This window comes from Bradyrhizobium sp. CCGB12 (assembly GCF_024199845.1).
Classification (GTDB): Bacteria; Pseudomonadota; Alphaproteobacteria; order Rhizobiales; family Xanthobacteraceae; genus Bradyrhizobium.
In genome coordinates, this window is the sequence record NZ_JANADO010000002.1 from 33,799 (window position 1) to 46,118 (window position 12,320).

10 protein-coding genes are annotated in these 12,320 nt (G+C 61.6%); 1 reads left to right on the forward strand and 9 read right to left on the reverse strand.

Annotation, left to right across the window (positions count from 1 at the left end):
• Positions 1–17 precede the first annotated feature (17 nt).
• The 9 genes from NLM27_RS41410 to NLM27_RS41445 form a co-directional block, all read right to left on the reverse strand.
• Positions 18–893 carry a GNAT family N-acetyltransferase gene (locus NLM27_RS41410; RefSeq protein WP_375142342.1) on the reverse strand — a complete coding sequence of 292 codons (876 nt, stop codon included), beginning with the start codon at positions 891–893 and terminating at the stop codon, positions 18–20.
• A gap of 299 nt (positions 894–1,192) precedes the next feature.
• Positions 1,193–1,552, reverse strand: coding sequence for a phosphotransferase (locus NLM27_RS41415; protein ID WP_254149096.1), 360 nt, complete (start codon positions 1,550–1,552; stop codon positions 1,193–1,195).
• A gap of 180 nt (positions 1,553–1,732) precedes the next feature.
• Entirely contained in the window at positions 1,733–2,149 is a 417-nt protein-coding gene (locus NLM27_RS44235; RefSeq protein ID WP_375142343.1) for a phosphotransferase, read from the reverse strand.
• Between the two features lie 33 nt (positions 2,150–2,182).
• On the reverse strand, positions 2,183–3,610 hold the full coding sequence (gene thrC / locus NLM27_RS41420; RefSeq protein WP_254149097.1) for a threonine synthase: 1,428 nt from the start codon (positions 3,608–3,610) through the stop codon (positions 2,183–2,185).
• A gap of 73 nt (positions 3,611–3,683) precedes the next feature.
• Positions 3,684–4,994, reverse strand: coding sequence for an FAD-binding oxidoreductase (locus NLM27_RS41425; RefSeq protein WP_254149098.1), 1,311 nt, complete (start codon positions 4,992–4,994; stop codon positions 3,684–3,686).
• A gap of 52 nt (positions 4,995–5,046) precedes the next feature.
• Entirely contained in the window at positions 5,047–5,925 is an 879-nt protein-coding gene (locus NLM27_RS41430; protein ID WP_254149099.1) for an ABC transporter permease, read from the reverse strand.
• 38 nt (positions 5,926–5,963) lie between these two features.
• A complete protein-coding gene (locus tag NLM27_RS41435) occupies positions 5,964–6,914 on the reverse strand; it encodes an ABC transporter permease (protein ID WP_254149100.1) in 951 nt (316 codons plus the stop codon).
• 55 nt (positions 6,915–6,969) lie between these two features.
• Positions 6,970–8,640, reverse strand: coding sequence for a peptide ABC transporter substrate-binding protein (locus tag NLM27_RS41440; RefSeq protein WP_254149102.1), 1,671 nt, complete (start codon positions 8,638–8,640; stop codon positions 6,970–6,972).
• The gene (locus tag NLM27_RS41445) at positions 8,637–10,328 is read right to left on the reverse strand and encodes an ABC transporter ATP-binding protein (RefSeq protein ID WP_254149424.1); all 1,692 of its coding nucleotides are present in this window, start codon (positions 10,326–10,328) and stop codon (positions 8,637–8,639) included. The genes NLM27_RS41440 and NLM27_RS41445 overlap by 4 nt, the downstream gene beginning before the upstream one ends.
• A gap of 651 nt (positions 10,329–10,979) precedes the next feature.
• Here NLM27_RS41445 and NLM27_RS41450 point away from each other — a divergent pair.
• Entirely contained in the window at positions 10,980–12,305 is a 1,326-nt protein-coding gene (locus tag NLM27_RS41450; RefSeq protein ID WP_254149103.1) for an FAD-binding oxidoreductase, read from the forward strand.
• Positions 12,306–12,320: the final 15 nt, after the last annotated feature.

Here is a 12,320-nt window from a genome sequence, read left to right on the forward strand (position 1 = left end):
TCGCACGTCGATGCCTCCTAGCCGAACGACTGATTGGGAATCGCAAAGACGCGCGCCGGCCCGCTCGATGGAGCCAGCGTGCCCAAGATCATGGTGGTGGCATCGCCGACCTGATCCAGGCCGATGCCTTCGAGCCAATCCCCGAGCTGCGATGTGGCAGAGGTGTCGATACGGACAAAAACACTGCCGAGCCGCGCGAGCGCAGCCTCGATCAGCGCCTGTGCATCGGTCGCGGTTTCGGCGACGACAGGACCGATAACATGCCCGCGGCCGAATAGCCGGGAGATGGCGTAGCCGCGGGCCATGCCGTCGCGCTGCAGGACATAGCCATTACCGCTGTGGAGCAGCTTTTCGAGCATCTGTCGTCTCTCCAAGCCCGTTGCGTCGCGATCGAGTCGCATGACCACCTCGAAATCCGAGGCAGCCATTGGCCTGACGAGCCCGAGCGGCGGCGGCTCATGGCGTCCTCTGGGAATTCCTTGATGCTGGTGGATGACCCCGATGGGGGCGAAACCGCGCCGCTGGTAAAGCGCCTGGCCTTCCGCGGTCGAATTCAGCGCAATGCTTCGTGGACGCGCGGACGTCAGCAACGCATCCATGAGCCGGGCCCCATAGCCACGGCCCTGAGCGATCTTCGCGACGATGATCATACCAGCGGAAGCATGGGTCTCGCCATACGGCCACCATGCCGCGGTCCCGATCACCGTTCCGGCGCGCTCCAGTACAAAGCCTTGGCCCAGCTGTAGCGCGACATCCCAATCTTCGAGCCGATAGGGCCAGGACATCTCCTGCGAGAGCTTCAGAGCGCCTTCCAGATGCGATCTGGCGAATGGAACCAGCACGGCGGCTCGATCGTCGCGATCTCCGGTTTGGTAAGCTGCGGGCTTCATCATTGGTCAACGTTTCTTTTGCTCTCGGTACTTGTCGCCAGGACCTGATTGACGGTGAGGGCCACCTGATCCTCGCATCGTCCGCACTGTACGTTGCACCAGACAGCATTATACAATTGGACTGAAGCAAAGTTCGGCATAGAATTTCATTGTTCGTGGCTCGACGCGCCCAATCTGCCGTCCGCGGCTGGCGCGCTGCTGATCGTGCGCTCGCGCTTGTACAGCCCATCGGCCTCGATCTGAGAGAGAAGCTCGCGAACCCGAACATCGAGAGTCGGCGTCATAATTACCCTCAATCCTCGCTAGAGCGTCATTTCGGCGCTCATCATGGGGATCTCTCCACGCAGCATGCGCAGCATGCGCTCGAAGTGATCCGGATCGTGTGGCTTTAGGAGCGTAGCTTTGCGGGGCAGATATACGTCCCACAGGCGCGACAGTAAAAAGCGAAACGCCGCAGCACGCTGCATCGGGGTAAGCAGCAAGCGTTCCGAGGGATTCAGCATCCGGACGCTCTCATATGCGCCGAGGAAGGCGATGACCCGCTCATCGTCATAACGGCCGGAGGGATTCTCGATGCACCAATCATTGAGGCTCACTGCAATGTCGAACAGAAGCGCGTCGCACCCGGCGAAGTAGAAATCGAGAACGCCGGACAGCTGCACTCAAACAAGGCGTTGTCGCGAAAGAGATCGGCGTGCACCGGGGCAGTTGCCGGTAGGTCGAGGACAAAGCGACCTCGTTCTGAAACGCCAATTCACTCGCGAGCAGCGAGCGCTGTCCAGCAAATGCATAGCGGCTGACCACCGGCACAACCTCGTTCCACCATTGGAGGCCGCGCGGATTTATCTGCTGTCGCGAGTAGTCGGCCCCAGCCAGGTGCACCTGCGCGAGGAATTTTCCGACGGCACCACAATGCGCGACCGTAGGCTCCGCCTCGCTTGCACCGGGAGCCTGTTAACGACCGCCGCAGGCCGCCCCTTCAGTGAGTGAAGGATTGCCCCGTCGGGGTCAGCGACCGGATTGGGGACGGACATTCCCCGCGCCGCAAGATGCTTCATGAAGTGGAGGTAAAACGGCAGTTCCTCGAAGGTGAGGCGCTCAAAAATGGTGAGCACGTATCCTTCCCAATCCGTATCGACGAAGTAATTGGTGTTCTCAATTCCGCCGGTGATCCCGCGAACGGAACGAGGCGCGCTGAGATCCAGCGCTCGAAAGAACGCTGTGACTTGGTCGAATGAGAGCTCCGTGAATACGGCCATAGTTGACGCGGTCTTCGTTCCGATATCTGCTGTTCAGCAGGCTCTATCGCGCACAATCTCGGTGATGTAATTCTTGACAGCCTGTGCGTTGGCGGGAAGGACTTTGACTCGCCTCGGCAATTTCTCAATGCCATCGTAGCTTTGCGGGCGGTCGGGCTCCCGGCCCAGGGCTTCCTTGATCGTCGCGGCGAATTTGATCGGCAGCGCAGTTTCGAGCACAATCATCGGCATCTCGGGGCTCGCGTGCATGCGCCCGACCTTCACGCCGTCTGCCGTATGTGGATCGATCACGGTGTTCAAGCGCTTCCACGTGTCACGGATGGTCGCGAGCCGGTCGGCATGTGTGCTCCTTCCGCTACGGAAGCCGAAACGAGCTGCAGCCTCTGCAAATCTGGAGTCTCCACTCAGATCGAACGAGCCTCGCTCCCCGAGCTGATCAGCAAACAGCGATTTGGTTCGCTCTGTGTCCCGATCTAACAGGTCGAATACAAAGCGCTCGAGATTTGAAGCCTTGGAGATGTCCATGGACGGGCTTGAAGTTTCGAGCGTGTCAGCGCGACTTCGGACGCGATACACCCCGGTGCGGAAGAACTCGTCGAGCACGTCGTTCTCGTTGGTCGCAAGGACCAGCCGGGATGTTGGAAGCCCCATCATGCGCGCAACATGCCCCGCGCAGATGTTTCCGAAATTCCCCGAAGGCACTGCAAAGCTTACACTTGTCGCCCCGCGTTCGGACGCCTGCAGATAACCGGAGAAGTAATAGACGACCTGCGCAAGGAGCCTCGCCCAGTTGATCGAATTCACCGCACCGATCGTGTATTGCTGCTTGAACTCCAGATCGCTCGCCACCTGCTTCACGATGTCCTGGCAGTCGTCGAAGACGCCATCTATCGCGATGTTGTGGATGTTGTGGTCCTGGAGGCTGAACATCTGAGCTTGTTGAAAGGCGCTCATTCGGCCGCGAGGCGAGAGCATGAACACCCGCACCCCTTTCTTGCCGCGCATGGCGTATTCTGCGGCGCTTCCAGTATCGCCACTGGTCGCACCAAGAATGTTCAAGTTCTCCCGTCGGCGCGTCAGCTCGTACTCGAGCAGATTGCCGAGCAACTGCATGGCCATGTCCTTGAACGCGAGCGTAGGACCATTCGACAGCTCCTGGAGGTAAAGTCCCCTCTCCAGCTCTCGCACCGGCGCGATGTCAGGCTTTCCGAATATCTCCGGCGTGTAGGTCTTTGCACAGATGGCTTTCAGGTCGGCGGAGGGAATATCGCTGACATAGAGCGACAGGATCTCGAAAGCCAGGTTGGCGTAGGACTGCGTACGCCACGCATCCAGCATGGCATGGTCCACGCTAGGATAGGTCTCGGGGACGTACAGCCCGCCATCCGGGGCGAGGCCTTCAAGCAATGCCTCGCAGAATTGCTTGCGGCCTGAATGGCCGCGCGTGGACACATACTGCATCGTCAATCTTCTTTCGAGAGGCGGACGTGCCTCCGGAACTCACGCCCTGGCTTGTAAGCTGTGCGGCCGGCCGTCACCGGCTGGCGCGCCACATCGCGATCCGGTCACGCATCCGGTAGCCCCGAATGAACGCAGGCATGAACCACGGATTGCCTCGATAGAACGGGATGAAGGCCGGAGGCCTGAAGTCGAACGCGGTGCGCGCCCGCTCCTCGTGTCCCATGAGCTTGTGGGCCGCATGCATACCGACCCATGGTGCCCAGACCACGCCCGACCCGCAGAAGCCGCTGGCATAGACGATGCCTTCCTTCTCGAAAATGCGCGGAATCATGTCGCGGTTCATGGCCACATGGCCGAACCAGCTGTGTGAGAGGCGAACGGCCTCCAGCTCAGGGAACAGATTCACCAGGCCCTTACGCAGAAGCAGCTTCGGAGCGACGGGATCGCCGACCCGAGAGCTGTCGCGGCCGCCGAGCAAGATGCGTTTGCCATCAGGCGAGGGCCGATAATAGAAGCCGACCTCCCGGTTCTCCGTGATCATCATGCGTTTCGGCATCAGCCGCGCCATGACTTCGGGCGCAAGCTCCTCGGTCGCAATGATCCGGCTGCGAACCGGGACCAGCCGACGGCGCAGGAAGGGCACGGCGCCATCGGTGTAACCGTTGGTACACACCAGCACCTGACGCGCCTGCACCGGACCGGCCGCGGTGACGACGCGGAAACCGGAGCCATCTCTGTCGATCGAGATCACGGGCGTCCGCGCGTGGACTGTCAATCCGGAAGCGAGCGCGACCCGCAGCAGTTCGGCGTGGAATTTCGCCGGGTGCAGTCCGCCGATGTCCATCCGAGCCGTACCGCCGCGATAGACGTCGGTGCCGATATACTGGCGCTGCTCGGCATAGGGAACTGCGTAGGCTTCGATCCCAAGTTTCTTTGCAAGCCGCTCCGCGGTGCGCGCCATGGCCCCGTATTGCTCATAGCCGAAGGCGCCCTTGAACTGCCCCACCGGCTGGAAGTCGCAGGCGAGGCCTTCCGTCCTGATGAAATCGTACAGGAACTCGCGGGCGGCCTTGCCTTCCGCCTCGATCGCCAGCGCCTTCTCCTCTCCGAACCGGCGCGTGAGCGTCGCGTAATCGGGCCGAATGGATCCGCTGGTGATACCGCCGTTGCGCGTCGAAGCTCCTTCACCAGGGTCCATGGCATCATAGGCCGCAACCGAGCGGCCCTCGCGCGCCAGCACCAGACCGGCCGAGAGCCCTGCATAGCCCGCGCCCACGATCAACACGTCGAGCTTCTTGGCTATTGGCTGCTGAGGCGGCGGCTCAAGCGGCGCGGCTTCCCACCAATAGGGCGTGGCCTTCTCGGCAACTCTCGGCGCGTGCATAGCTTGCTTCTCGTATGGTTGATGGGTTCAGCCGCGGCTCGGTTCAAATCATTCAGATGTGGTCGTTTCGAACGTCGAGGGCATCTCGCAGACCATCACCAATAAAATTGAAGCTCGTCACCGCCATCGTAATGGCGGCACCGGGAATGATGGCGAGCCAGGGAGCGCTCGCCAGATATTGCTGGGCGCCATTGAGCATGTTGCCCCAGCTGGGCAGCGGCGGCTGGATGCCGTAGCCGAGAAAGCTGATATAGGCCTCCAGAAGGATCGCGCGCGCCACGGCCAGACTTGCGGCGACGATGATGGGACCCATGGCATTGGGCAGGATCTCGCGGAACATGATGTGCGCCCTGCGAAGCCCGACCATACGCGCAGCCTGGACGAACTCGCGCTCGCGCAGCGAACGGACCTCGGCCTCGACGATTCGCGCAGTCTCCATCCAGCTCGTGACGGCAATGATTACGGTGATCATCACCGGGCTCGGCCGCAGCGTTGCGGCCAGCGCCAGCACGAGAAAGATCGAGGGATAGGACAGGAAGCCATCCACCGTCCGCATCAGTGCCGCCCCGACCCAGCCGCCGCGATAGCCGGCCGTCACGCCGATGAGCGTACCGATCAACGTCGATAGCAACATCGCGGAGAACCCCACCGCCAGCGAGACGCGCCCGGCCATCAACAGCCGCACCGCGAGGTCTCGCCCCAAGGGATCCGTGCCGAAGTAATGGTGGCCTGTCAGGGGCGGAGCAAAGCGGGCGCGCAGATCGATGTGGAGCGAGTCGTAGGGTAAGGCATAGGGACCGACGGCGCACGCCAGCACGAGCAGGGTAATCATCCCGATACCCAGGAGTGCCAGATGGTGACGCATGAAGCGGTTAACAGCACGGCTGTGCCACCAGCGGGTCGGAGCTGCGTGGGCGACGATGGCGGTCATGTCTACTCGCTCCTCTTATCTGGCGTGAGTCGGCAGGCTCAGGCCAAGCGAATGCGCGGATCGACGGTTGCGATCACGATGTCCGCGATCAGATTGCCCAACACGACCAGGATGGCCGAGAAGATCAACAGCCCCATCACGACCGGATAGTCGCTGTAGCCAAGGCTGTCGAGAAACAGCCGTCCCATGCCCGGCCAGGTGAACACGGTCTCCGTGACCAGGGCGCCGGTGAGAATGCTGGGCAATTGCATTCCCGCCAGCGTGATCATCGGCAAAAGCGCATTGCCGATGACATGTTTCAGCAAGATGCGGCGTTCGCTCACGCCCTTGGCTCGGGCCGTCTTGACGAAATCCTGACTCAACGCATCGAGCGTTGCCGTCCGCATGTAACGGCTCCAGATCGCGACATGAACGAGCGACAGAACCAGGCTCGGCAAGATCAGGTGATGCAGATAGTCCAGCACCGAGCCGTCGCCGATCGTGTACATGTTGCCTGCGGGCACCCAACCCAGCTTCAGGGTGAAGATGTAGATGCCGATCAGGCCGAACCAGAACGTCGGAACGGACAGCGCCACCATGGCGCCGACAGTGGCACAATAGTCGAAGAGAGAATAGCGGTGAGTGGCACCGCGGATTCCGATCCACGTGCCGGCCGCGATCGCCAATGCGGTGGATGTCCCCATCAGCAGCAGCGTCGCCAGCAAGTGGCGACCGATCACCGCAAGCACGGAAGAGCCGTCCCGGAAAGAGTGCCCCCAGTCGCCCTGCATCAGTCGCCAGGCCCAATCGAGATACTGGATCCACAGCGGGCGATTGAGGCCCAGCTGTGTAGCGAGTCGCTCGATGTCCTTCTGGGTCATGCCGGGATCGAGCCCGAATTGCGCGAGGGGCCCGCCCGGCATGAGGTTGAGAACCGCGAAACCGATGATCGAGACGATCACCAGCAGCACGATGCTCTGGCAGAGACGATTCAGCAGGAAGACGGACATTCGAATCCTCCATTAGCGTGACAAAGCCGTCCGCCCCGGTCCGTCCGGCAAGACATCAGCTCGTCCAGTACCAGGCAAGCGCGTTCCAGGACTCCGTGCGCGTATTGCCGTTCGGCACGAAACCGTTGATCCCCTTCTTGAGACCTTCGACCGCATTGCTCTGATACAGCGGCAGGAAAGGCAGGTCGCGGCGCACGAGTTCCTGTACCCGGAAGTAGACCGCGCGCCGCGCTTCCGGATCGAAGGTGCGCGCGCCCTTGTCGAGCAAAGCATCGACCTCCGGATTTGCATACTGCGCATTGTTCGAGCCGCGGCCGCCCTTCGCTCCGATCGAGCGCGAGTGCATGCGATTGGTGACATCCGGATCGGCGCCAATCAGATACGAGCTGCCGACGATCACGGAATCGAACTGCGATTGCATCCAGAACTCGCCCCACATCACGGCGGCCGGCAGGTTCGATATCTTCATCTCGACGCCGAGCTGCGCAAAGCTCTGCTGCAGGAACTGTTGCACCTGCTCGCGAAGCGGATCGCCCGACGTGGTCGAATTGGAAAACGACAGGCGAACGCCGTTTTTGGCACGAATGCCGTCCGCGCCCTTTGCCCAGCCTGCTTGATCGAGGATCTTGCCCGCGCGATTCACGTCGAATTGGTGCAAGGGTAGATTGGCATTGAAGAAGAAGGACTGCCTCGGCATGAACGTCTCTGTCGGGGTGGGCACGCCGTAATAGAGACCCTGGATGATCGCCTCCTTGTCGATCGCCGCGTAGAGCGCCTCGCGAACGGCAAGCTCCTTGAACTGCGGACGCTCGAGGTTCAGGTAGAAGGACTCGAATGAGGCCCTTGGGACGAGCGTCACCACACGGTTAGGCAGCGTCTTGGCTTCCCCATAATGATCGGGCGTGATGTAGGGCTGGCCTACGAGATCAATGTCGCCGCTCTTGAACTGGGTGTAGAGAACCGTGAGATCGGGCATGTATTTGAAGACCAGTCTCTCGATGTGAGGGCCATCACCGAAGTATTCGGCGTTCGCAACGAGTTCGAGATGATCACCAGCAACCCTCTTGCCCCACTTGAAGGCGCCGGTACCAACCGGCGCCTGATTGAAGGCGGCGTTGTTCGGATTGGCCTCCTTCTCGAGGATGTGCTTGGGGACGATGAAGGTTTCGGTCAGGAACGATAGATACGGCGCAAAGGCCTCCTCCATTCGCCACGAGATCTCCGTCGGCGAGATCACCGTGATGTCGCGCACGAGAGCATGGCCGGCCGTGCGCCAGCTCCGGAAGTTCGGATTCGTAATCAGCTCGAGCGTGAACTTCACGTCCTCGGCGCTGAACGGTTTGCCGTCGTGCCAGCGGACATCGTCCCGCAAACGAATACGCCATTTGAGACCGTCTTCCGAAATGCCGCCATTCTTCTGGTTCGGCACTTCCACGGCCAGATTGGGCTGAATAACGCCTTGAGGATCGATGCGGAACAGCGCGTCGAAGACCGAGAAATGCACACCATCATCGACTTCAATGTGTACCATCAGTGGATTGAAGACAGTCGGCTCTTGTCCAAGCCCCACGATCACGCGGCCGCTTGGCTTTGCCGCAGAGGTGCGCGCGAAGGCAGGCTTGCCCAGGAGATTTGGCGCGATGAGGCCGACGGCTCCGCCGAAGGCCACCAACCGTAGGGCGTCGCGCCGGGAATAATTCGATGTCGTCGCAGAACGCTTGGTCATAATGTCTCTCCTTGCTTGTGCTGTCCGACGTGGCCTTCATGTTGGGGCTTGCTCCCGGGCTGCTCGCCCGGGATCGCTGCCACTAGTTCTCGCGTGTAGGTGGATTTCGGATCGAGGAAGATCTGGGACGGCGGGCCGCGTTCCACGATTTGCCCTCGGTGCATGACGGCGATTTCATCGCAGATTTGGCTTGCGACGCGCAGATCATGCGTGATGAAGATCATCGAGACGCCGGTCTCCCGCTGGATCTGGTCGAGCAGCTTCAAGATCTGGGCCTGGATCGATACGTCGAGCGCCGAGACCGCTTCGTCGGCAATCAGCAATTTTGGTTTGAACATCAGCGCTCGCGCGATGCCGACGCGCTGGCGCTGCCCTCCGGAGAACTCGTGCGGATAGCGCTCAAAGGCGCCTGCATCCAGGCCGACATGGGACAGAAGCTCCCGCGCGCGCTCGCAAGCTTCGTCATAAGTCATGCCATGCGCGACCGGGCCAACTGTGAGAATTTGCCCGACCGTCGATCGCGGATTGAGCGATGCGAAAGGATCCTGAAAGATCATCTGAATCTTCGGCCGTAGCGTCCGAAACTCGGCTTCGGAAAGCCCGGCGATGTCGCGGCCTTCGAACAGAATCGAGCCGCTGTCGCACTCCATGAGCTTGATCAGCAACCGCCCGAGCGAAGACTTGCCCGAACCGCTTTCCCCGACAACGCCGAGCGTGCGACCCGACGTGAGGTCGAAGCTGACCCCATTGACCGCGGGCACGATGCGCTGCGTACGGAAAAGCGCGCTGCCGCTGCGATAAGTCTTTGCCAGGCATTCGACCTTCATGATCGACGCTCGCTCCCCGGCTTCCGAGGGAACGCGGTCCTTGCCGGTCAGGTGGGGCACGGCTGCGATCAGGCGGCGCGTATAGAGATGACCGGGCGACTTCAGCACCTGCGCGGCACAGCCCTGCTCCACGCAATGGCCCTTCTCCATCACCACAACGTGGTCGGCAATCTCCGCGACGACGCCGAAATCGTGGGTGATGAACATGACGCTCATTCCCTTGCGGCGCTGAATGTCGCGGATCAATTGCAGGATCTGCGCCTGGGTCGTCACGTCGAGTGCGGTGGTCGGCTCGTCCGCAATCAGGATCGCAGGTTCGAGGGCTAGAGCCATGGCGATCATAACCCGCTGCCGCTGCCCGCCCGAGAGCCGGAAGGGATATTGGTGATACATGAGCTGCGGATCAGGCAGACCCACTTCAATCAACAAGTCTATGGCCCGGCTGCGACGCGAGGCCGGCGTGCCGGCGCCGTGCGCGGCCATCACCTCCTCGATCTGCGCGCCCACGGTCATCAGCGGGTTGAGCGCCGAGAGAGGATCTTGAAAGATCATCGAGACGACTCGGCCGCGCAGGCTGCGGAGCTTTTCAGGTGCGAGGCCTACGATGTTCGTCCCATTCAGGTGGATCGCCCCCGATGTGACCCGCATCACCTTCGGCAGAAGCCCCATGATCGCATTGGCGGTGACCGACTTGCCCGATCCAGATTCCCCGATGATGCAGAGAATTTCTCCGCGCTTCAGATCAAAGGAGATGTTCTCGATGGCGTAGGCCCGCTCCATTCCTTGCGGCAAACTTACGCTCAGCTCCCGCACCGAGAGCGCGACATCGGCGGGGGCTGCAGCCGGGTTGCCAGAGGCCATCGGAACATCCTCCCTTTTCAGCTTCGTTCGGCCATCCTGCTGCGGGCCGCGCCTTCGGTTCTTTGCCTTGCCACGCTTCTTCGACAGATCGATGATTTGACGTTCGACGTGCCATTCCTCCATTGGAGGCTGCGACATGATTCAGACCTCCCCGCGCAAGAGGCAAGAACTCTTCTTCGGAGCGCGGCGCCGACCGAACGGGTCAGTTCGATCGAAGCGAAGCATGGATGGCGCCGACCTCATAGCTTGATCGCTTCCGCCAAGATCTGCTCCTGGATAAGGCTCATGCGAGTTGCCTCTATGGACTTCGATCCTTCGATCCGTTCTGCCAATCTTGATGATTTCAATCACCGCGGAGTCGCCGAAAGCCGGCATCCGGGCAGCATGAACTTCTGAAAACGAAGTCCGATTTGGCATTTCAATCTGCGCCGCCAAGCCTGCCGCGGCCTCTGCCAGGAAGGCGCGACGGATCGCAGGAGCACGCGCATCAGTCTCGCCGCCGGCAAGCTGCGACGCAAGCAAGGTATTTTCGCAATATTAGCCTGCGTCAAAGGCAGTAAACCGCAGGATATTCGGTCTCACGACGAAAGTCCGCGGGGCCTGCCGCAATTCCTCGGTTACGCTACGGCGACCACCGGAGATCCCTATCGGATGAGCGCGCCGCTCCTGCATATCGAATCCAGTCCATCCCTTCCTCGTGAGGCGGACGTCGTCGTCATTGGCGGCGGCGTCGTAGGCGTGTTCACAAGCTACTATCTCGCGCGCCGCGGCCTCAAGGTTGCCTTGCTTGAGAAGGGCCGTGTCGCCGCCGAGCAGTCCAGCCGCAACTGGGGATGGTGCCGCCAACAGAACCGCGACGCACGCGAGCTGCCGCTTGCGATCACGAGCCTCGATCTCTGGGAACGAGTTGCCCAGGAAACGGGTGAAGACACGGGCTTTCGCCGCTGCGGCCTGTTGTATTTGTCGAACGACGAGAATGAGCTGGCAGGCTGGGCCAAGTGGCGAGACTTCGCCAAGACCGTTGGCGTCACGACGCATATGTTGAGTTCGGAAGAGGCGAGCGGTCGGGGCAAGGCCACGGGTCGCAAGTGGAAGGGCGGCGTCTTCTCGCCGACAGACGGGACGGCGGACACTTCGAAAGCTGTCCCCATCGCCGCGCGTGCGATCATGGCGGCAGGCGGTACCGTGCACCAGCATTGCGCGGCGCGCGGCATCGAGCTCAGTGCCGGCCGGGTCAGCGGGGTGGTGACCGAAGCCGGCACGATCCGGACGAAAACGGTGGTGATGGCAGGAGGCGCGTGGGCTTCTTCGTTCTGCAACCAGCTTGGAATTCGTTTCCCGCAGGCATCGGTGCGCCAATCCATTCTCGCCGTCGCTCCTGGCGCAGCCGGCCTGCCGGATGCCCTGCACACTGCGCAGCTATCGCTCACGCGGCGTGGCAACGGCGGATACACGCTGGCCATCAGCGGGCGCGCGCGAGTCGATCCGACCCCGCAGCAAGTCAGGTTCGGCCGCGAATTCCTCCCTATGTTCGCCCGCCGCTGGCGAAGCCTCAGCCCCGGCGCCTTCGAGGGCATGCGGCAAGGCCACGAATCACTGGCGAAATGGAGGCTCGACGAGGTGACCCCGATGGAGCTGAACCGAACGCTCAATCCCCGCCCGGACATGAGGCAGATTCGGCTGACGCATCGACGCGCGTGCAAGCTGGTCCCCGAACTGGTGCGCCTCGCCATCTCAAACGTCTGGGCCGGCTACATCGACAGCACACCGGACGGCATTCCGGCAATCGGCGAAGTTGAATCCATTCCAGGCTTCATGCTTGCGGCGGGGTTCAGTGGCCACGGCTTCGGGATCGGGCCCGGCACCGGGCACATGATCGCCGACATCATCACTGGTCGTGCGCCGATCGTCGACCCGCGTCCCTACAGGCCGAATCGGCTGAAAATGAGCGCCTGGGGCAAGGTCAGCGAATTCTGAATTGCAGTTTCCGCC